The organism is Aquabacterium sp. TM01, assembly GCF_057808345.1.
In genome coordinates this window covers 1,994,532-2,015,944 of sequence record NZ_AP046529.1, presented here as the reverse complement: position 1 = coordinate 2,015,944, position 21,413 = coordinate 1,994,532, and the positions used below count along the sequence as shown (strand labels likewise).

Annotated in this window: 17 protein-coding genes; 5 read left to right on the top strand and 12 right to left on the bottom strand. The window is 62.4% G+C overall.

Going from position 1 to position 21,413, the window contains the following annotated elements; translation table 11 throughout:
* Window positions 1-58: 58 nt before the first annotated feature.
* Together earP and efp are read left to right on the top strand one after the other, a co-directional pair.
* Window positions 59-1,240 carry an elongation factor P maturation arginine rhamnosyltransferase EarP gene (gene earP, locus AC3WW4_RS09220; protein ID WP_488828124.1) on the top strand — a complete coding sequence of 394 codons (1,182 nt, stop codon included), beginning with the start codon at window positions 59-61 and terminating at the stop codon, window positions 1,238-1,240.
* A gap of 107 nt (window positions 1,241-1,347) precedes the next feature.
* On the top strand, window positions 1,348-1,902 hold the full coding sequence (gene efp, locus AC3WW4_RS09215; RefSeq protein WP_488828123.1) for an elongation factor P: 555 nt from the start codon (window positions 1,348-1,350) through the stop codon (window positions 1,900-1,902).
* 87 nt (window positions 1,903-1,989) lie between these two features.
* Here efp and dusA read toward each other — a convergent pair whose 3' ends face one another.
* Complete coding sequence (gene dusA, locus AC3WW4_RS09210; RefSeq protein WP_488828121.1) at window positions 1,990-3,042, bottom strand: tRNA dihydrouridine(20/20a) synthase DusA; 1,053 nt, start codon at window positions 3,040-3,042, stop codon at window positions 1,990-1,992.
* Window positions 3,043-3,170: 128 nt separating this feature from the next.
* Here dusA and AC3WW4_RS09205 point away from each other — a divergent pair, with 128 nt between their 5' ends.
* Window positions 3,171-3,482, top strand: a complete 312-nt coding sequence (locus AC3WW4_RS09205; RefSeq protein WP_488828120.1) for a DUF4156 domain-containing protein — start codon at window positions 3,171-3,173, stop codon at window positions 3,480-3,482.
* Between the two features lie 44 nt (window positions 3,483-3,526).
* Here the strand turns inward: AC3WW4_RS09205 and AC3WW4_RS09200 are convergent, their stop codons facing one another.
* The 7 genes from AC3WW4_RS09200 to AC3WW4_RS09170 all read right to left on the bottom strand — a co-directional run bounded on the left by AC3WW4_RS09200 (window position 3,527) and on the right by AC3WW4_RS09170 (window position 13,342).
* Window positions 3,527-4,654 carry an enoyl-CoA hydratase/isomerase family protein gene (locus AC3WW4_RS09200; protein ID WP_488828119.1) on the bottom strand — a complete coding sequence of 376 codons (1,128 nt, stop codon included), beginning with the start codon at window positions 4,652-4,654 and terminating at the stop codon, window positions 3,527-3,529.
* A gap of 77 nt (window positions 4,655-4,731) precedes the next feature.
* A complete protein-coding gene (gene typA / locus AC3WW4_RS09195; RefSeq protein WP_488828118.1) occupies window positions 4,732-6,558 on the bottom strand; it encodes a translational GTPase TypA in 1,827 nt (608 codons plus the stop codon).
* A gap of 20 nt (window positions 6,559-6,578) precedes the next feature.
* Window positions 6,579-7,532: a tRNA pseudouridine(55) synthase TruB gene (gene truB / locus AC3WW4_RS09190; RefSeq protein ID WP_488828117.1), complete on the bottom strand. Its 954-nt coding sequence runs from the start codon at window positions 7,530-7,532 to the stop codon at window positions 6,579-6,581.
* 44 nt (window positions 7,533-7,576) lie between these two features.
* On the bottom strand, window positions 7,577-7,966 hold the full coding sequence (gene rbfA / locus AC3WW4_RS09185) for a 30S ribosome-binding factor RbfA (RefSeq protein WP_306564914.1): 390 nt from the start codon (window positions 7,964-7,966) through the stop codon (window positions 7,577-7,579).
* A 94-nt stretch (window positions 7,967-8,060) separates the two neighbouring features.
* Window positions 8,061-11,141, bottom strand: coding sequence for a translation initiation factor IF-2 (gene infB, locus AC3WW4_RS09180; protein WP_488828116.1), 3,081 nt, complete (start codon window positions 11,139-11,141; stop codon window positions 8,061-8,063).
* Window positions 11,142-11,204: 63 nt separating this feature from the next.
* Window positions 11,205-12,680, bottom strand: a complete 1,476-nt coding sequence (gene nusA / locus AC3WW4_RS09175) for a transcription termination factor NusA (RefSeq protein ID WP_488828115.1) — start codon at window positions 12,678-12,680, stop codon at window positions 11,205-11,207.
* Window positions 12,677-13,342 carry an LSm family protein gene (locus tag AC3WW4_RS09170; protein ID WP_488828114.1) on the bottom strand — a complete coding sequence of 222 codons (666 nt, stop codon included), beginning with the start codon at window positions 13,340-13,342 and terminating at the stop codon, window positions 12,677-12,679. The genes nusA and AC3WW4_RS09170 overlap by 4 nt, the downstream gene beginning before the upstream one ends.
* Before the next feature lie 235 nt (window positions 13,343-13,577).
* Here AC3WW4_RS09170 and fabI point away from each other — a divergent pair, with 235 nt between their 5' ends.
* Both fabI and AC3WW4_RS09160 read left to right on the top strand, forming a co-directional pair.
* Window positions 13,578-14,366, top strand: a complete 789-nt coding sequence (gene fabI / locus AC3WW4_RS09165) for an enoyl-ACP reductase FabI (protein ID WP_488828113.1) — start codon at window positions 13,578-13,580, stop codon at window positions 14,364-14,366.
* A gap of 105 nt (window positions 14,367-14,471) precedes the next feature.
* Window positions 14,472-14,747, top strand: coding sequence for a DUF4404 family protein (locus tag AC3WW4_RS09160; RefSeq protein WP_488828112.1), 276 nt, complete (start codon window positions 14,472-14,474; stop codon window positions 14,745-14,747).
* 6 nt (window positions 14,748-14,753) lie between these two features.
* Here the strand turns inward: AC3WW4_RS09160 and AC3WW4_RS09155 are convergent, their stop codons facing one another.
* Genes AC3WW4_RS09155 through AC3WW4_RS09140 form a run of 4 tightly spaced genes read right to left on the bottom strand, consistent with a single transcriptional unit; the run spans window position 14,754 to window position 21,407 of the window.
* Window positions 14,754-16,655 carry an ABC transporter ATP-binding protein gene (locus AC3WW4_RS09155; protein ID WP_488828111.1) on the bottom strand — a complete coding sequence of 634 codons (1,902 nt, stop codon included), beginning with the start codon at window positions 16,653-16,655 and terminating at the stop codon, window positions 14,754-14,756.
* Window positions 16,656-16,662: 7 nt separating this feature from the next.
* Complete coding sequence (locus AC3WW4_RS09150; RefSeq protein ID WP_488828110.1) at window positions 16,663-18,114, bottom strand: ABC transporter permease; 1,452 nt, start codon at window positions 18,112-18,114, stop codon at window positions 16,663-16,665.
* 12 nt (window positions 18,115-18,126) lie between these two features.
* Window positions 18,127-19,110: an ABC transporter permease gene (locus AC3WW4_RS09145; RefSeq protein ID WP_488828109.1), complete on the bottom strand. Its 984-nt coding sequence runs from the start codon at window positions 19,108-19,110 to the stop codon at window positions 18,127-18,129.
* The gene (locus AC3WW4_RS09140; protein ID WP_488828108.1) at window positions 19,110-21,407 is read right to left on the bottom strand and encodes an ABC transporter substrate-binding protein; all 2,298 of its coding nucleotides are present in this window, start codon (window positions 21,405-21,407) and stop codon (window positions 19,110-19,112) included. The genes AC3WW4_RS09145 and AC3WW4_RS09140 overlap by 1 nt, the downstream gene beginning before the upstream one ends.
* Window positions 21,408-21,413: the final 6 nt, after the last annotated feature.

The window sequence follows — 21,413 nt, the reverse complement described above, 5'->3', positions numbered from 1 at the left end:
GGTGTGATTGTCCCCGAGCGCTGCCCCTCCATGCACGCGGGTTGCCATAATCCGCGCCATGCTGTGGGATCTTTTCTGTCGCGTCATCGACAACTTCGGTGACATGGGGGTGTGCTGGCGTCTGGCCTCCGATCTGGGCCAACGCGGCCATCAGGTCCGCCTGTGGGTGGACGACGCCAGCGCCCTGTCTTGGATGGCGCCCCAGGTGAGTTGGAGCACGGACCCGGATCTGGGCCTGCAAACCGGGCGGGGTCAGGCTGGCGTCACCGTGTGCCACTGGACGGACGCCGAGGCTCTGCCGGATGCGCACCCGCTGGTTGCCGGCAACGTCGTCATCGAAGCCTTCGGCTGCCACCTGCCCGATGCCTTCGTCGCTCGCATGCAGCGCCCCGCTCCGCCCCAATGGGTGAACCTCGAATACCTCAGTGCCGAAGACTATGTGGAGCGCAGTCACGGCCTGCCTTCCCCCGTCTGGCATGGCCCGGGCGCCGGCTTGCGCAAGCGCTTCTTCTACCCTGGCTTCACGCCTGCCACGGGTGGCCTGCTTCGGGAGCCCGACCTGCTCTCGCGCCATGCCGCCTGGGATACCCATGCACGCCAGGCATGGCTAAACCGCCTCGGCATTCCCTGGACGCCTGGCGAACGTGTGGTGTCCATTTTTTGCTATGCCAATGCCCCAGTCGATGCCCTGTTGACGCAACTGGCAAGCTGCCCGCATCCGGCTGCCCTCATCACCCATGTACTGCTGGCCCACGGTCATGCCACGCAATTGGGGCTGGCCTGGCAAAACGCCCAAAACCACCCCGCCGGATTGTTCGACGCGTCCCCGCCGAACACCCTTCACCTGCACCCCCTGCCCGCCCTGCCACAGCCGGAGTTCGATCACCTCCTGTGGTCGTGCGACCTCAACTTCGTGCGCGGCGAAGATTCCGCCGTGCGGGCCTTGTGGGCCGGCAAGCCCCATGTCTGGCAGATTTACGAGCAGGACGATGGCGTGCATGCCGACAAGCTGGACGCCTTCATGAACCGCTGGATGAGCGATTGGCCTGCCGACCTGCGCACCGAGGTGATGGCCGCCTGGCGAGGCTGGAACGGTTTGGCGCCTGTGCCCCCCTCATTGCCCGACTGGGCCCCAGACAGCGCCCCATGGCCTCGGCACACCCTGAATGCGCGAGAAACCCTGCTCAAACAGCAGGATCTCGTCACGCAATTGATGCACTTCGTCACCCAGGCGGGGTAAAATAGCTGGCTTTGCTTCTGGCAGGTTTCCCTGTGCAAACTCACCTTTGCAGCCATCGGGGGGCCAGAGGCGTCTCAGTTTTGCACAGACCCTAATCGGGAATCCACATGAAACTCGCACAAGAAATCCGCGCTGGCAACGTGATCATGCAGGGCAAGGACCCGATGGTCGTCCTGAAGACCGAATACAGCCGCGGCGGCCGTGGCGCTGCCACCGTCCGCATCAAGATGAAGAGCCTGCTGAACGGCTTCGGTCAGGAAACCGTCTTCAAGGCCGACGACAAGATGGACCAGATCATCCTCGACAAGAAGGATTGCACCTACTCCTACTTCGCCGACCCGATGTACGCGTTCATGGACGCCGAGTACAACCAGTTCGAAATCGAAGCCGAAAACATGGGCGACGCGATCAACTACCTGCAAGACGGCATGGAAGCCGAAGTCGTGTTCTACGACGGCAAGGCCATCTCGGTCGAACTGCCCACCACGATCGTGCGTGAAATCGAAACCGAACCCGCCGTCAAGGGTGACACCTCCGGCAAGGTCATGAAGCCCGCCCGCATCGTCGGCACTGGTTTCGAAATCCCCGTGCCCCTGTTCGTCGACTCCGGCGACAAGATCGAAATCGACACCCGTACCCATGAGTACAAGAAGCGCGTCTGAGCCACCTCGGCACCGCGCCTCACCCAATCAAAAGGACACCTCGGTGTCCTTTTTTCATGCCTGGGTGTCACACCGTGAAGGCCACCCTCAAGGACGCTGGTGCGCCATGGCCATCACTTCGGCAGGTGGCAAGTCCTTGAGCTTGTGGTCTGACCAGACCTGACGCCAGCGCCGCGCCCCCGGCAAGCCGTGGTACAGGCCCAGGATATGGCGAATCACCTGCGGCCAGCGCACCTCGCCATGGGCCCACCCGGCGGTGCGCGCCATCTCACGTGCGGTATAGGCCACCATGTCGGCCTCCACGGCTTCACGTGTCAGGGCTTGTTCACGCGGCGGCAAACCAAACAGCAGCTCATCCCATTCGGCCATCAACCAGGGGTTGTGATAGGCCGCACGCCCTACCATCACACCGTCCAGCGCCACGCCGTCAATCATCGCGCCCGGCTGCAACTGCGCCACGCAGCTGGCGTTGTCGGCCAAGCCGCCATTGAGCACGATGGTCAGGTGCGGGAAATCGCGCTTGAGCTGGTGCACGAACTCGTAACGCAGCGGCGGAATTTCGCGGTTCTCTTTCGGGCTCAAGCCCTTGAGCCAGGCATTGCGCGCATGCACGATGAAGACCTCGCAGCCCTCGTTGGCCACGGTGCCCACAAAATCGCGCACGTAGTCGTACGACTCGATCTGGTCGATGCCAATGCGATGCTTGACCGTGATGGGCACCTTCGGGTCGCCGCCCACGGCATCGATCATGGCCTTGACGCAATCGGCCACCAAGGTCGCCTCGTTCATCAGGCAGGCCCCGAAAGCCCCGCGTTGCACCCGCTCGCTCGGGCACCCGCAGTTCAGGTTCACCTCGTCGTAGCCGAACTGCTGGGCCAGCTTGGCGCAGTGCGCCAGGTCGGCCGGCTCGCTGCCCCCCAGCTGCAAGGCCACTGCATGCTCCTCCTGGTTGTATTCCAGAAAGCGCAGCATGTTGCCGTGCACCAGGGCGCCGGTGGTCAGCATCTCCGTGTACAGCCGCGCGTGCGGGCTCAGCAGGCGGTGAAAGTAACGACAGTGGCGGTCTGTCCAGTCGAGCATCGGTGCCACGCAGGCGCGCCAGGGACTCAGGTCTTGAGAAGGCAAAGTGGTCACAGTCACAAAAGAGCTCTATCGGGGGCTGGGGCCGTGTTGAGAAGGACAAACACCGCCCTGACTGACCCCCATGTACAAACCAGTATTTTCTCAGCTACATTGGGTTTTGTCTGATGACATTCAGTGAGGCCCTCATGAAGCACATCCTGACCACTTTGAGCGTGCTGTCGACCCTCACCCTCGGCGCCTGTGCCACCGCCCCCGGTCACTACAGCGGTGACGTCATCGTCAGCACCGCACAGGCCACCGAGCGCTGCCAAATCCTCGGCGAACTCTCGGGCTCATCAGGCCTCACAGGCCTGTTCGGCCTCAAAGGGGTCGATGACATCCGCCATGACCTGATGCGCCGCGCCGAGGCCATGGGGGCTACCCATGTGGTGTGGGGCACTTCCAGCGTGGGTTATTTCAACACCACCGAAACCGCCCGCGCCTACCGCTGCAAGTAAAGTCCACGGGGATGGCGCCCGACTGCACTCCCCGCACGCAAGTGTCACAGCGGGTCGTGCAGATCCCGCAAGGGGTGGGCATGAGGGGGCCAGACCGCCTCGAAAAACGCCTCTACCAACTCGGGCGTGACCGCCTCCACCGTCGACGGGTTCCACCGAGGCCGGTGATCCTTGTCAACCACCAGCGCACGCACCCCCTCCACCGTCTCGCTGGCCACACCGGGGCGCAACTGGAAGCAGTGCCTCACCATCGTTCGCTCCATGCGGAACACATCGGCCAAAGGCATGCTGCGCCCACGGCGGATCTGTTCCAGCGTGACGCCCATCATCAGAGGTGAATGTCCCGCCATCTGTTGGCGCACCTGAGTCGCCCATTCGCTGGCATCCGACTGCAAAGATGCCCAGATGTCCTGCAACGTGTGCTGGCTGAAATGTCGGTTGATGGCCTCCAGATGCACCGTCACGGTCGCCTCCGGCAACTGCGTCAGTCCATGCAGATCGACGTGCGCGCGGCAGCGCCCCATCAGCTCTTCATCGCCATGTGCAGGCCGCGCCCGCAAGTCGGCCAGCAAGGACCCGAAGCCAACTGAACGTGCATGCACATCGGCCAGGCCCAGGGTCAAGGCATCCGTCACATGCAGATGCGGCCCTACGATGCCCAGGTACTCACCCACCGACCCCACGCAGCGCGACAAGAAGTAGCCTCCACCCACATCCGGAAACAAGCCAATGCGGGTCTCGGGCATGGCCATGCGCAGAGACTCGGTCGCCACGCGCAGGTCACACCCCTGCGCCAAGCCCATGCCGCCGCCCATCGTCACGCCCTCCATCCAGGCGATCGTGGGCTTGGGATACATGTGAATCAGGTGGTCCAGGCTGTATTCCTCGGTGAAGAAGTCCTCCACCGCCGCATCCCCAGCCAGCGCGGCATCGTGCATGAATCGGATGTCGCCTCCAGCACAGAAATGCGTCACCGGATGCTTGCCCGCCTCTGCAGGACGCGGCGCACCATGCAGCAGCACCGCATGCACGGCCGGATGCGTGGACCAACCTCGCAGCACCACTGTGAGCTCACGAACCATCTCCAGCGACAGCGCATTGAGCGCCTTGGGCCGGTTGAGGGTGATGACTCCCAGCCCCCCAACGATCTCCGTCTGAATCACACGCTCCATCTCACCCCCCAAGGCATCGAACAAAAAAAGGCCGCGTTGTCACACGCGGCCTTTTTACCTCAATCCGTCAGTGCGGATCAGGATTCGCGCGAAGCGCGCTTGCGGTCATGTTCCTTCAGGTGGCGCTTACGCACACGGATCGACTTCGGCGTGATTTCAACCAGCTCGTCGTCATCGATGAAGTCCACGCCGTATTCCAGCGTCAGCTCGATCGGCGGCGTGATCTTGACTGCGTCTTCCTTGCCCGATACGCGGAAGTTCGTCAGTTGCTTGGTGCGCGTGGCATTGACCACCAGGTCATTGTCACGGCTGTGGATACCGACGATCATGCCTTCGTACACGGGGTCGTTCGGCTTGACGAACATGCGGCCACGGTCATCCAGCTTACCCAGGGCGTAGGTGAAGATTTCACCGTCGTCCATGGAGATCAGCACGCCGTTCTTGCGGCCACCGATGTCACCCTTGTGCGGCTCGTAGCCGTCAAAGATCGAGGCGATCAGGCCGGAACCACGGGTCAGGTTCATGAACTCGTTGCTGAAACCGATCAGGCCACGAGCCGGAATGCGGTATTCCAGGCGCACACGACCATGGCCGTCCAGCTCCATGTTGATCATGTCGCCCTTGCGCAAACCCAGTGCTTGCATCACGCCGCCTTGGTGTTCTTCTTCCACGTCAGCGGTCACCAATTCCATGGGCTCGCACTTCACGCCATCGATGTCCTTGAACATCACGCGTGGCTTCGAAACGGCCAGCTCGTAACCTTCGCGGCGCATTTCTTCCAGCAAGATGGTCAAGTGCAATTCACCGCGGCCGCACACTTCAAAGATACCGTCTTCATCGGTTTCCTTGACGCGCAGGGCCACGTTGGAGCGCAGTTCCTTTTGCAGGCGGTCCCAGATTTGGCGGCTGGTCACAAACTTGCCTTCACGACCTGCCAAAGGCGAGGTGTTCACGCAGAAGTTCATGGTCAACGTGGGCTCGTCAATCTTCAGCATCGGCAGAGGCTGAGGATTGGCCGGGTCGGTCACGGTTTCGCCGATGCCAATGTTTTCAATGCCGCTGATCAACACGATTTCGGAAGGACCGGCCTCGGTGGCTTGCACGCGGTCAATACCTTGGAAGGTGTGGACCTGGTTGACCTTGCCTGTGTAGGCCTTGCCATCGGGGCCAGCCATCACAGCCACTTGTTGACCGGGCTTCAAGGTACCCTGGGTGATGCGGCCGACGCCGATACGACCCACGAAGGTGGAATAGTCCAGCGCCGAGATTTGCAGTTGCAGAGGTGCGGTTGCATCACCCTTGACCGCAGGCACATGCTCCAGAATGGTGTCGAACAGGGCAGACATGTCTTCGCCCCACTTGGCGCCAGGCTCGCCCTCGACCTTCGAAGACCATCCATTGATGCCGGAGGCATACACCACGGGGAAGTCCAACTGTTCGTCCGTCGCACCCAGCTTGTCGAACAGGTCAAACGCAGCGTTCACCACCTTGTCGGGGTTCGCGCCAGGCTTGTCCACCTTGTTGACCACCACGATGGGCTTCAGACCCAAGGCCAAGGCCTTCTTGGTCACGAAACGCGTTTGAGGCATCGGGCCTTCTTGCGCGTCGATCAGCAACACCACACCGTCGACCATGGACAGGGCACGTTCCACTTCACCACCGAAGTCCGCGTGGCCGGGTGTGTCGAGGATGTTGATGTGGGTGTCTTTCCAGGACACGGCACAGTTCTTGGCCAGGATGGTGATGCCGCGTTCACGTTCGATGGCGTTGTTGTCCATCACCGTGTCGACCACTTTTTCGTGCTCGGCAAAAGTGCCAGACTGGCGCAGCAGTTGGTCAACCATGGTGGTTTTGCCATGGTCAACGTGGGCGATGATCGCGATGTTGCGAATTTGAGTGCTCATAAAAGCTCTTTGGTCCTAAATCAAATTTCTGAGGCTGACGCCACCTCGGTGCAAGGCGCTGAATCTCTCAGCATGCCTTCCACCTCGGCCGGACTCAGCAGGCGCGTAGGGATCAGTTCGCCGCCCTTGATGTGGGCACTGCCCAGCAACACACGGCGATCCGGGTGGCTGCCCGGCTCAGGATGGGGCCCATACACACGCACCTGGGGCGCATCGGCCAAACTCGTTCTCCGGCGCAAGCCGGTGAGGAAACGCGCGGCCTCAGGCTCACTCAAGAGCACCTCCGGCCAATCGTTCAACAAAATATCGGCAGGCAGCAAATGGGTATCCCGCTCGGCTTCGCTTGCGGCCATCAAGGCCTCCAGCGTCACCGCACCGTGCAGGCTCACACCACCACTGCCTGTGCGACGCAGCCCGATCAAGTGAGCCCCACAACCCAGGGCCTCACCGATGTCCTGCGCCAGGGTGCGAATATACGTCCCTTTGCTGCATTGCACATCCAATTCCAGCACGTCACCGTGCCAGTTGAGGATGTCAATGCGGTGAATGGTCACCGGGCGTGGCGGACGCTCGATGTCAATGCCCTCCCGCGCGTACTCGTACAGGGCCTTGCCCTGGTGCTTGAGCGCAGAGTGCATCGGCGGCACCTGTTCAATCGGGCCGGTGAAACGTTCACAGGCCTTCGCAATGCTGTCAGCGTTGACCTGCTCTGGTGTCACCGGGCGCGTCTGAAGCACCTCGCCCTCGGCGTCACCGGTGGTGGTGGTCACCCCCAGCTTCAGGGTGGCGAGGTAGCGCTTGTCGGCGTCCAGGGACACCTGTGAAAACTTCGTGGCGGCCCCGAAACACAAGGGCAGCAAGCCCGTGGCCAGCGGGTCGAGCGTGCCGGTGTGGCCCGCCTTCTCCGCCCGCATCAGACGGCGCACCTTCTGCAATGCATCATTGCTCGACAGGCCCAGAGGCTTGTCAAGCAAGATGACGCCATGCAATTGGCGCCGCGGCTGACGCGGTGGCTTGCTCACGAAGGCGTGCCCTCGCCTTCATCGTCCTTGGCCTTGTCAGCCACGGCACGGGTGATCAGCGCATTCAACTCGGCCGCACGCTCGGTGGTGCGATCGAAGTGGAAATGCAGCGTCGGGACCGTGTGGATCTGCAGACGTTTGAACAGGCCATTGCGGATGTAACCCGCGGCCTCATTCAGACCTTCTTCGCAAGCAGCGGCGTCGCCCACCAACAAGGAGAAGAACACCTTGGCATGGGCGTAGTCGGGCGTCACCTCCACGTGGGTGATGGTGACCATGTTGCTGATCCGCGGATCCTTCAGATCGCGGATCAACTCGGCCACGTCGCGCTGAATCTGGTCATTGACCCGATTGCTGCGATTGGGAGTAGCTTTTTTATGGCGCATGGTGAATTCCTGCTGTCATGGCGGTCGGTGCTCGGAAACACAAACCCCGCCTGGGCTCAGGCGGGGTTGAGGGGCAGAGCAACCTGCGCGCTGCTTACAGCGTACGGGCCACTTCCTTGATTTCGAAGAACTCGAGGACGTCGCCTTCCTTGATGTCGTTGTAGCCCTTGATGTTCAGGCCACACTCGAAGCCCTCGCGAACTTCCTTGGCATCGTCCTTGAAGCGCTTGAGGCCTTCCAACTCCCCGGTGTAGATGACCACGTTCTCGCGCAGCAGGCGCAGCTTGGCGTTGCGACGCACCACGCCGTTGGTGACCATACAGCCCGCGATCGTGCCGATCTTCGAGGCCACGAAGACCTGACGGATCTCGGCAGAACCGATGACTTCTTCGCGCTGCTCCGGAGCCAGCATGCCGCCCATCGCTGCCTTCACCTCATCCACAGCATCGTAGATGATGTTGTAGTAGCGCAGGTCAACGCCGTTGTTGTCAGCCAGCTTGCGAGCGCCCGCATCGGCACGCACGTTGAAGCCAATGATGACCGCCTTGGAAGCAATCGCCAGGTTGACGTCCGACTCGCTGATGCCACCCACGGCGGCGTGAACCACCTGCACACGCACTTCCGGTGTGGACAGCTTGAGCAGCGAGGTCGCCAGAGCTTCTTGCGAACCTTGCACGTCGGCCTTGATGATGAGGCCCAGAGTCTGAACGTCGCCTTGGCCCATGTTCTCGAAAATGCTTTCGAGCTTGGCGGCCTGTTGCTTCGCCAGTTTCACATCACGGTATTTGCCTTGACGGAAGGTGGCGATTTCACGGGCACGACGCTCATCGCTCAACACCATGAACTCGTCACCTGCAGACGGCACCTCGGTGAGACCCTGGATTTCAACAGGGATCGAAGGACCGGCTTCGGTCGCAGGCTTGCCGTTCTCGTCCAGCATGGCACGGACGCGGCCGTAGCTTGCGCCGGCCAGCACGATGTCACCGCGACGCAGCGTACCGGATTGCACCAGCACGGTGGCGACCGGACCGCGGCCCTTGTCCAGGCGAGCTTCGATCACCAGACCCTTGGCCTGCGACTCGGTCGGGGCCGTCAGTTCCAGCACTTCGGCCTGCAGGAGAACTTGCTCCAGCAACTCGTCAATGCCTTGACCCGTCTTGGCCGACACGTGCACGAACGGAGAATCACCGCCGTACTCTTCAGGCACCACTTGCTCGCCCACCAGTTCCTGCTTCACGCGATCAGGCGCAGCACCGGGCTTGTCGATCTTGTTGATCGCCACCACGATGGGCACACCCGCCGCCTTGGCGTGGTGAATGGCTTCCTTGGTCTGAGGCATGACGCCGTCATCGGCGGCCACCACCAGAATCACCAGGTCGGTTGCCTTGGCACCGCGAGCACGCATGGCCGTGAAGGCCTCGTGACCCGGGGTGTCGAGGAAAGTGATCATGCCGCGAGGCGTGTCAACGTGATACGCGCCAATGTGCTGCGTGATGCCACCGGCTTCACCCGACGCCACACGTGTGGTCCGGATGTAGTCCAGCAGCGAGGTCTTGCCGTGGTCGACGTGACCCATGACAGTCACGACCGGTGCGCGCGGGAAGGACTCGGCAGCTTGATCGGCATGCTCTTCCATCAGGAACGCATCGGGATCGTCCAGCTTGGCCGCAAAGGCCTTGTGACCCATTTCTTCGACCAGAATCATGGCCGTTTCCTGGTCCAGCTGCTGGTTGATGGTCACCATCTGACCGAGCTTCATCAATTGCTTGATGACCTCGGAAGCCTTGATGGCCATCTTGTGAGCCAGATCGGCCACCGAGATGGTTTCAGGGACGTGGACCTCGATGATTTGCGGCTCGGTCGGTGCCACGAAGTTGGACTGGCTCTCGCCACGGTCATTGCCGCGACGACCACCACGCCCACCCGGGGCCTTCCAGCCACTGCGCGAAGCACCTGCGTCGCTACGGCCCTTGTTGGCCGGTGCGCCACGCTTCTTCTCATCGGCCCAGCTCGACGACAGCTTCTCGGACTTGACCGATTTCTTGTCGCCCGGCTTGGCTGCGCCCGCGGTCGTACCCGGCGCAGCTGCACCCGGTGCGCCCTTGGGCTTGTGAATGGTGCCCTTGATGGCAGCTTCCACCGGCTTGGGCTCTTCCTTCTTCGCCACGAGCACCTTCTTGGGTGCATTCATCATGGCGCGGATGGCCGCAGCTTCGGCTTCAGCAGCCTTGCGACGCGCGGCGAGATCGTCAGCGCGCTTCTTCTCTTCGGCCTCGATGTCAGCCGCCTTGACCACACGCACAGCGGTGGGCTTGACAACCTCGGGGGCGGCCACCACAGGCTTGCTGGCCTCGGCCGTCTTGGCTGCTTCAGCAGCCTGCTCGACCTTGGCAGCTTCAGCCGCCTCGGCGGCGTCTGCCACCTTGGCCGCTTCAGCCACCTTGGCTGCCTCGGCGGCCTTGGCCTGGCCACTGCGGCTGCCACGTTGAGCGGCAGCCGTCAGCGCGGCAGCTTCGGCGCGACCGGCCTCCAGTGCGGCGGCACGGCGAGCAGATTGAGCCACTTTTTCTGCAGCATCTTGTTCGGCCGTTTTGGCGGCGATGGCAGCCGCAGCCGCCTTCGAGCCTGCCTTGGACGACGAGGCAGCAGCCTCTTGCTCAGCCAGTTCACGTGCGGCACGTTCAGCGGCGGCGCGCGCGCGCTCCTCGGCCTCATCACGCTCGCGACGTTCCTGCTCTTCGCGCAGGCGACGGGCCTCAGCCAGTTGCTCTTCCTGCACACGCAGGGCTTCCGCCTGGCTGCGGGCTTCCTCTTCGCGGCGAGCGAGTTCGGCTTCTTCCTGAGCAGTCTGGGCGCTGTCATCGACAGCGTCATCGCGCTTGACGAAAGTCCGCTTCTTCTTCACTTCGACCTGAATGGTGCGGGCTTTGCCTGAGGCATCAGCCTGCTTGATTTCGGTGGTCGACTTGCGGGTCAGCGTGATCTTCTTGCGATCTGCGCCAGCGGCAGAGCCGTGGGCAGTACGCAGGTGTTCCAGCAGACGCTCTTTATCGGCCTCCGTGAGCACGTCTTCCGGCGTTGCTTTTGGCACGCCAGCAGACTGCAGCTGATCCAACAGTGTCGCAGCCGGGCGATTGAGCTCCGCGGCGAGTTGTGCGACGGTGGTCACGGCCATGTGTTTATATCCTTGCGATGAGCTTGCTTAAATGAGTCGAGTGGCTTGGCGTTGTGCGCAGTATCAGGCGAACCAGTGCTCGCGAGCCTTGAGGATGAGGACTCGTGCCTCTTCATCCGCCACACCAGTGATCTCAGTGAGTTCGTCCACGGCCAGATCGGCCAGGTCGTCACGGGTGTGGATACCAGCGTCAGCCAGCTTTGCGAACAACTCAGGAGTCAGACCTTCCAGACTCTTGAGATTCTCCGACAAAGTTTCGACTTCTTCTTCCTTGGCGATTTCCATGGTCAGCAAAGCATCTTTCGCGCGGGTACGCAGCTCATTGACCGTGTCTTCGTCAAACGATTCGATTTCCAGCATTTCCTGCAGCGGCACGTAGGCCACTTCTTCCAAGCTGGTAAATCCTTCGGCGATCAGAATGTCGGCCACTTCCGCGTCGACGTCGAGCTTGTCGACGAAGAGCTTGCGGATGGAGTCGGACTCGATGGCCTGCTTCTGGGCGGATTCCTCCGCCGACATGATGTTGATGCGCCAGCCCGTCAGCTCGGAAGCCAGACGGACGTTCTGACCACCACGACCGATGGCGATGGCGAGGTTTTCCTCGTCCACCACCACGTCCATGGCGTGCGGCTCTTCATCGACAAAAATGGATTGCACATTGGCCGGAGCCAGGGCGCCAATCACGAACTGCGCCGGGTCTTCGGACCACAGCACGATGTCGACACGCTCGCCGGCCAGCTCGTTGGTGACAGCCGTCACACGCGAACCGCGCACACCGACGCAGGTGCCGATGGGATCGACACGCTTGTCGTGCGACAGCACGGCGATCTTGGCGCGCGAACCGGCGTCACGGGCGCAGCTCTTGATTTCGAGCAGGCCTTGTTCGATCTCGGGCACTTCCTGGCGGAACAGCTCGATCATGAACTCGGGGGCGCTGCGAGACAGCATGATTTGCGGGCCGCGGGCCAGCGTGTCCACACCCAGCATGTAGGCACGAACGCGGTCACCGGTGCGCAGGTTTTCCTTCGGGATCATCTCGGTGCGCTTGAGGCGACCTTCGACACGACCCGATTCGACGATGATGTCGCCCTTGTCCAGACGCTTGACCGTGCCAACGAAGATCTTCTCGTCACGCGAGAGGAAGTCGTTGAGCAATTGCTCGCGCTCGGCGTCACGGATCTTTTGCAGGATCACCTGCTTGGCAGCTTGGGCGCCAATGCGGCCGATGGGCACGGACTCGATGGCTTCCTCGATGTAGTCATCGACTTCGATGTCGGCAATTTGCTCCTGGGCTTCGAACAACAGGATTTCAGCATCGGGCAGTTGCAGGCCAGCCTCGTTGGGCACCACGTGCCAACGACGGAAGGTTTCGTAGATGCCCGTCTCGCGGTCGATGGCCACACGGATGTCCACCTCGCCTTGATAGAGCTTCTTGGTCGCGGAAGCCAGGGCGGACTCCACCGCGCCAAACACCACGTCACGGTCCACGCTCTTCTCACGAGAGATGGCATCCACCAGCATCAACAATTCACGATTCATTTCTTCTGACCTCCGAGTTCTTGCGCCTCATCTACGGCAACTTCACCGGCCGCCGGGGTTGCCGCCCGACGACTACGCCCTTTGAAACTCACAGCAGGCACCAAGCGTGCCTCGCGGATTTCATCGAGCGTGAAACTTAAAACCTGATCGACCGGACCCTGGACAGCGTCCGGGCCCGCTTTGGCCTGTTCCTTGGCCAGTTTTTTGGCCGCCGTCTTGGACAAGGGCTTGTCCGCGTCAGGCGAACGCAGAACCAGACCCCAGGCCTGCCCTGCTTCCACCTGCGCTGGATCTGCATCCTGCGCTGCACACAAGGTGCCGCTGTACTTCTTGGCGCCCTGGAACGGCACTTTCAGCGTGATCGCGATGTCTTCACCCACGAAGCGCGCGAAATGCGCAGGGGTCTTGAGAGGACGATCCACGCCGGGCGAAGACACTTCCAGGCGACTGTAGTCGGCGTCAACCGTCTCCAGTGCATACTGCAACTGACGGGTCACCTTCTCGCAGTCGTCAACGGTCACCAGGTCACCGGGCAGATCGTAGGCCTGATCAGGAAAACGATCGATGTACACGCGCAGCAACCCACCGGAACTGCGTTCGCAGTCCACGAGTTCGTAGCCGAGGCCGGATACGGTGGTTTCAACAACTTTGAGCCAGGTCATCCAATGAAAAACGGTCGAGCAAAAAAAATGGGCTGGAAAGATCCGCCCATTCGTGACTAACACGAGACGATCCACTTTGCACCCGATGCGATACAAGCTTGCATCGGACAAAGCAACCAATCCCGCATTTTAGCCTGAGGAAAGCGTCACAGCAAGGCATGCGCGTTAATTTCGTGTTTTGCGCCGCTCCCGTGCCAAAATCGCCCCCTCGTTAAGCATTCTGTATGGAGACCCCATGGGATTTCTCGCTGGCAAGCGCCTGTTGATCACCGGCCTGCTGTCCAACCGCTCGATTGCCTATGGCATCGCCAAGGCCTGCAAGCGCGAAGGCGCCGAACTGGCTTTCAGCTATGTGGGTGAGCGCTTCAAGGACCGGATCACCGAGTTCGCCAAGGAGTTCGACTCCGAGCTGATTTTTGACTGCGACGTCGGCAGCGATGAACAGATTGATGCGATGTTCGCCGATCTGTCCAAGACCTGGCCGAAGATCGACGGTTTCGTCCACGCCATCGGCTTCGCCCCTCGCGAGGCCATCGCCGGCGACTTTCTGGAAGGCCTGTCGCGCGAAGGTTTCCGCGTGGCTCATGACATTTCGGCCTACAGTTTCCCGGCCATGGCCAAGGCGGCCCTGCCCTATCTGAACGTGGGCGCTTCGGTGCTGACGCTGTCTTATCTGGGGGCTGAGCGCATTGTGCCGGCCTACAACACGATGGGCCTGGCCAAGGCCTCACTGGAAGCCAGCGTGCGTTACACCGCCGGTAGCCTGGGCCCCAAGGGCATCCGTGCCAACGGCATTTCCGCCGGTCCGATCAAAACCCTGGCGGCCTCGGGCATCAAGGGCTTCGGCAAGATCCTGAGCGTGGTGGAAGAAAACGCGCCGCTGCGCCGCAACGTCACCATCGATGACGTGGGCAATGTGGCGGCCTTCCTGCTGTCGGATCTGGCTGCCGGCGTGACCGCAGAGATCACCTATGTAGACGGTGGTTTCAGCAAGGTGATGGGCGGCGGCGCTGACGCGGCCTGAGTTGCATCAAGACATCGTGCGCAAGGGGGCCTCAGGGCCCCTTTGTTGCTTTTCAGACATGATGGGGCTTGGCAAAATGCCGGCATACACCCCTAAGGAGACCGCATGAACCGCTCAGAACTGGAAGCGCTGCTCAAGAAGTTGCAGTCGGAGTTGGCATCCGGCCAGCCTGTGGACGATGAACTGCGCGCCGCGTTGCGCCAACTGGATCAGGACATCCTGCAGGTGCTGGGCGCCGGTAGCCCGCTGTCTGAGACCGAAAGCGACGAAAGCCTCGCTCAACGTGCGCAAGATATTGACGCCCGCTTTTCGGCCGAGCACCCCTACCTGGCCAACACCTTGCGTGATGTGATGGACCTGTTGGGCAAGATGGGGATCTGACCCCACTCAGTGTCGGCGCGAGGGATGGGCCGGCACGGCAGACAGCAAGGTGCGGGTGTAGTCGTGCTGCGGCCGCCCCAGCACCTGAGCGGTGTCGCCCTGTTCGACGATGCGCCCGTTTTGCATCACGGCCACGTGGTCTGCGAGGTAAGCGACCACGCCCATGTTGTGGGTGATGAAGAGCAGGCTCAGCCCCAACTGGGCCTGTAACTCGCGCAACAGATTCAGAATCTGGGCCTGCACCGACACATCCAGCGCGGAGGTCGGCTCATCGCACACCAGCAACTGAGGCTCGACGGCCAAGGCTCGCGCAATCGCCAGCCGCTGTCGTTGCCCGCCTGAAAACTCGTGCGGGAAGCGCTGTAGGGCATCGGCCCGCAAACCCACACGCTCCACCAAGTCGGCCACCTGGCGCAGTCGTCGCTCGGCAGACCAATCGGGGCGCAAGGAACGCATCCCCTCTTCCAGAATGTCAGCCACCCGCATGCGCGGATTGAGTGAGGCGAAGGGATCCTGAAAGACCATCTGGATGGCTTGACGGGCCGACTGCAAGGCCTGCGCGGGCATCGTCAACAGGTCTGCACGCGAGGGGCCCTGCTGCAGCCAGACCTGGCCACTGACACGCACCTGCGGCTGGCCACGCAACAATTGGACGATGGCGCGCCCCGTCGTGGTCTTGCCACAACCGGACTCGCCCACCAGAGCCAGGGTCTGCCCCGCGCGCAAGCTGAACGACACCTCTTGCACGGCGGCCACTTCATGGGGCCGCCGAAACAGCCCGCCCCCGCTGCGAAAGGTCACGCTGAGCGATTGCACATCCAACAGCAGCGGCGACTTCGGGTCCGCGTCGGCAGCCCCAGTGGCCATATGAGAGGCGTCATCGGGCGCGAGCTCGATGGTTGGCGTACGCACCGTCGCCTCGTCCGGGCTCAAGGGGTACCAGCAGCGCACCTCGGCACCCAGGCCCCCCTGAACGGCGCCCAGCCCTGGCGCCTGTGCTCGGCACTTGGCCTGCACCCGATCACAGCGGGGCGCAAAGCGGCAACCTTCAAAGGTTTGCCACAACGGGGGCACGGAACCGCCAATCGTCACCAGGGGCTCACCTCGGCGCTCGGCATCCGGCAACGCTTGCAGCAGCATGCGTGCATAGGGGTGGCGCGGATGCGCGAAGAAATGGGCCGCCGCTGCCTCTTCGATGATCTGCCCGGCGTACATCAAGGCCACGCGGTGAGCCATGTCGGCCACCACACCCAGATCGTGGGTGATCAACAACAGACCCAGCTGACGTTCCTGTTGCAGGGCTTTGAGCAGGTCCAGCACCTGCTTCTGAATGGTCACATCGAGCGCCGTGGTCGGCTCGTCCGCAATCAGATAACGGGGCTCGGCCGCCAGCGTCATCGCGATCATCACCCGCTGCTTCTGCCCCCCGCTCATCTCGAACGGATAGCTGTCAATGCGCCTCTCGGGCTCGGGGATGCCCACGCGGCGCAGCCAGTCGATGGCCTTGCGACGTGCGGCGGCGCCACGCAGACTGGTGTGCGTTTCAATGGCTTCAACGATCTGGTGACCCACGCGCATCACCGGGTTGAGGCTGGTGGCTGGTTCCTGAAAGATGATGCCGACGTGCCCGCCCCGGATGCGGCGCATCTCGCATTCCGGCAGGTAGAGCAACTCGGTGGGCTTGCCATCGGGCACGTCGGAGCCCAGGTCCACCTGGCCGCGCTCGATGCGGCCGTTGTCGGGCAAGAGGCGCATCAATGCCAGGGCGGTCATGCTTTTGCCGCAGCCCGACTCGCCCACCAAGGCGAAGGTTTCGCCGCGCTCCAAGGTCAAGCTCAGGCCGTCGAGGGCCCGCACCAAGCCCGCTTCGGCATCCAGCGTGACATGAAGGTCATGGGTCTGCAGCATGTGAACCTCAGGCGGGATGAGCAGCCGCGCGGGCGCGGGGTCGGAAAACACGCGCACGCGGATCAAAGGCGTCGCGCACAGCGTCCGCAAACAGGTTGGCGGACAGCACGATGGCGACCATGAACACAAACGCTGCCAGGAAGGACCACCAGACGATGGGGTCGCGGGACATCTCGACACGCGCCTGGTTGATCATGCCGCCAAAGCTGTTCATGGACGGGTCTACACCCACGCCCACATACGACAGCACGGCCTCGTAAAGGATCAGGCCCGAAAACTCGAGCACGGTGGTGATGAGCACCAGGTGCATGACATTGGGCAGGACATGGCGCTGCATGATGCGCCAGTGGCTGACGCCGAAGGCGGTGGCCGCCTGCACGTATTCCAGCTCGCGCAGCTTGAGGGTTTCAGCCCGCAGCAGGCGGCACAGTCCGGCCCAGCCGGTCAGACCCAGGATCAGGCAAAGCAGGAAGATCTTGAGGTCGGCACGCTCCAGGCCGGTCTCGAACAGCTCGGGGTGCTTGTCGAGGAAGACCTGCACCATCAACACACAGGCCGCGATCAGCAGGATGTTGGGCACGGACGAGAGGACGGTGTAGATGTACTGGATGACGTCATCCACCCAGCCCTTGAAGTAGCCTGCCGCAATACCGAATGCCAGCGCCAGTGGCAAGGTGGCCAAGGTGGCCAGGCTGCCGATGACAAAGGCTGTGCGGACGCTCTTGAGCGTCATGTAGAGCACATCGTTGCCGGTGCGATCGGTGCCGAACACATGGTAGCCCTGCCCCCAACTGAGCGCGATGCCCCACCCCACGAGCACGGTCATCACGGTGGCGGTGATCCAGGCGGCATGCCATGCCAGAGGCTGGGCGGCGCCCGATCTCGCCTGCCCAGGTCGCACGAGCAACCACAGCAGCACACTCACAGCCGCCCCTCCCAGGGTGCCCAGCGTCAGACGGACGGTGATGTCGCCGGCCCAGTCACGCTCGACATCGTCCAGGCCAGCGCCACCATGGCGAAGGCGGGGATAGGCACGCGCCGGCAACACTGGCACACCGTGCGCGTCCAGAATGGGCTTGGCATCGGTCTGGGGTGGCACCGACTCCTTGCTGAAACCATGGGTGGCCAGGGGCTGGGAATAACTGTTCTCGCGGCTGGCCATCAGCTTGGCCAGCCCGATGTCCAGCACGGACTCGGTGCGGGTGTCGTAGGCACGCACGCCCCCCGCCACATCGGGCAAGGCACGCCGGAAATGCACACTGTCGACCAGCGTGAGCGTCAGCATCAGACCCAGCAACACCGCCGAAGCCATCGCCGAGGGGGCGACGAACACGCGCCGCCACGTGGCGCGCAGCGCGGCATCGCGCCGCACTTGGCGCACATAGATGCCCAGACCCAGCAACATCACCCACAGGACCACATCGGTCCATAGCATCACGAATTTGAAGGGCAGAACCATGTCAGGGCATCCTTACTGCATCCGCACGCGCGGGTCGACCAGGGTGTAGGCCACATCGATCAGGATGTTGGACGCAATGTAGAGCACAGACCCCAGGAACACCATGGCTCGCACGATGGCGAAATCCTGGCTGGCGATGGCGTCGATCGTGTACGAGCCGAGGCCCGGAATGCCGAAAAAGCTCTCGGTCAGCAGGCCGCCCATGAACAGCCCCGGCAAAGCACTGCCCGAGCTGGTGATGATGGGCAGCATGGCGTTGCGCAAGACGTGGCGGCCCATCACGACCGTTTCGGCCAGGCCCTTGGCGCGTGCGGTGCGCACATAGTCTTTGCCGGCCTCTTCCAGGAAGAGCGTGCGGAAAAAACGGGCCTGCCCGGCCAGTGAAGCCACCAGTATCAGGCAAATGGGCAAGACCAGGAAGCGCACAGCATCCAGCCCACTGGCGTAACCCGAGATGGGCGCCAACCTGGCCACACGCGAGAACAGGTACTGCCCGACGATGATGTAGAACAAGCTGGAGATGGACATCATGACCACGCAGGCCACCACGCCCCAGAAGTCAACGCGGGTGCCCCGGAACATCACCAGCCACAGCGAGAAGATGACACTGGCCAGCAAACCCAGGATGAAGATGGGCACCGTCAGCCTCAGACTCACGCCCATTCGCTGCGCGATCTGGTAGCCAATGTCACCGCCACTGGCATTGTCAGCACGACCAAAGTCCAGCACGAACAGCGAGACCGAGCGCTCCCAGAACACGGTCTGGGTCAGCTTGTCGGTGCCTTGCGCCTGTTCGTTGAAGAGCATGGGCTTGTCATAGCCCCGCTCCACCTTCCACTTCTCGATCTGGTCGGGAGTGACGCGCTTGCCGCCAATGTTCAGGCGCGCCATGTCGTCGGGCGTGTTGACGGTGAAGAACAACACGAAGGTGATGAGGTTCACCCCGATCAGGATGACCAAGCCATAGCCGAGGCGGCGAAGGATGTACTGCAGCATCACCGACCTCTCTGAGACGAAGAAACCGGACGTGGCAAGGCCGTTTGCTGGTCGCGTGCGCGCAAGATCCGGACCGCCCCCCAAGCCATGGCGACCAACACGGCCAAGACCGCCAGCACGGGCCAGTAGACCGGGTGGTTCCAGGCCTGCAAGCTGCGGCTGCGCTCGGCGGTATCGAGGCGGTAATACTGTGCCTGGTCACGCACCATGATGCTGGGTTTGCCGTTGCGCACCCAGCGGTGATAGGCTCCCGATGAATAAGGGAAGTAGCCCCAGGACCAGGGCGCGTCTTCTTGCAGGATGCGTACCATCTTGTCGATCACGGCCTGCTTGGCGGGACCATCGTCCATGAAACGCAAAGTGCTGTAGAGCCGGTCGTACTCGGCATTCTGGTAATTCGCGGCGTTTTCCCCGTCATGGACCGACTTGGCACCCGGCCCGTACAGCAGGAAGAGGAAGTTCTCAGCGTCCGGATAGTCGGCCAGCCAGCCCCAGGTGAAAATCTGGTGCTTGCCCCGGCGCACCTTGTCCTGAAACTGGTTGTAGTCGGTCGCGCGAATCTCCAACTGAATGCCGAGCTTGGCGAACTGCTTGGCGGTCCAGTCCAGATTGGCCTTGCTGTCGGGCGTGCTTGCGGCCCCCACGTCATAGTTGAGCACCAGGGGCTTGCCCGTCCGCGCATCGCGTCCATCGGGATAGCCGGCCTCAGCGAGCAGCTTTTTTGCATCTTCAATGGGGCGGCGCACCGCCTGACCATTGACCCATTGGTGGGTGACCGCGTTCAAGCCTTCCGGTGTGCCATGGCGCGAACCAAACACCCCGCCCGGCAACGGCCCCTGCGCCACTTCACCCGCCGCTTTGGGAAAGATGCGGTTGAACTCATCCCAGTCAATGGCAATGGACAGGGCCTGACGCAGCTTGCGGTTGCGCACCTGCTGCGCCGGCGTGTCGCCCTGCCCCACCACGGGGTCGAGCCAGTTGAAACCCATGTATCGGCTGGACAGGTCCACGGTGCGCGACAACACGATGCCTTTGTCGGTGAACTCCTTGTAGAACGCGGGCGAGTCCTCCATCTGGATCTTGTAGGCGTTGCCGTAGCTCATTTGGTCGAACTCAGGCACGTCCAGATAGCCTTGGCGGAACTTCGCATCCTGTGGGACCGCTTCTTTTTCGATGTTGAAGACCAGGGTATCGATGAAGGGGGTCTTCTGCCCGCAGTCCTTCAGGCGCCCTTCTGCTTCGTCCTGAGATGTGCCCTCGCACGGATACAACTCACCACGGTAGTTCGGGTTACGCTTCATCACGTGGCGCCGGTCCTGCACGAACTCCGCCATCATGTAAGGGCCTGTGCCCACAGGCCAGGTGTTGAGTGACAGGCCATTGCCGGCCATGCCGGGTTGCGCGTAGAAGGCATCGGCCTCCCAGGGAATGGGTGCCAGAAAACTCATCGCCATCCAGTACTTCCATTGCGGGTACTTGCCATGGACGCGGATGCGCAGGGTGTGAGCGTCCAGTGCCTGAGCACCGGCCAGCGGCCAGCGGCGAAAGTCCAGAAATGGCTTGTCCTTGCTGGTGGGGGGCACGCTGGCGCGCAATTTCTGGTCTTCGGCCCGAATCAGCTTGCCATAGTCGGCCAGGCCGACCACGTACTCCGAGAAAATGCCGAACACCGGCGCCGCGGTGCGGGTGGTGGCGTGGCGTTTGAGGGCGTAGACAAAATCGTCAGCGGTGAGCTCGCGGGTGCCGCTCTGACCAAACGCCCAGGGGCTGCGCTTGTCAGCCACCTGCTCAGCCGTCAGGTGGTGGTAGAGGTAGTCGCCCTGGGCGTTCTTGGCGAAGGCCGGGTGCGGCGCAAACAGCACGCCCCGCTTGATCGGAATGTCGTAGACACTTTCAACGATCTGGTCGGCAGATGCTGTGTCAGGCAGCACTTTGCCACCGCGTCCCAGGTAGCGGGGCTGCACCACGGCCGCCGCCGTTTTGGGCACCAGGGTGTAGGGCCGCTTCAGGTAGTGGTAACCGTAGAGCGGCTCGTAAATCTGATAGGTGTAGGGCGTCTCGTTGCTGCTGTACGACGAGGTCGGGTCCAGGTAGCGTGGTGACCGTTCATTGAAGGCGGTGTAGAGCGTGTTGCTGTCCGCCGCACCAGCGGGATACGGACTGTTGTTGCAAGCGGCCACACTCAGCACCAAGGCCAGCGCGCCCCCCAGGCGCCCTGCCCCCCACCGCTGCAACCACAACGACGCTTTTTGCAACCCTGCCCCCCACTGTGTCATGCGGTGATTGTGTCTTGACATGGACGC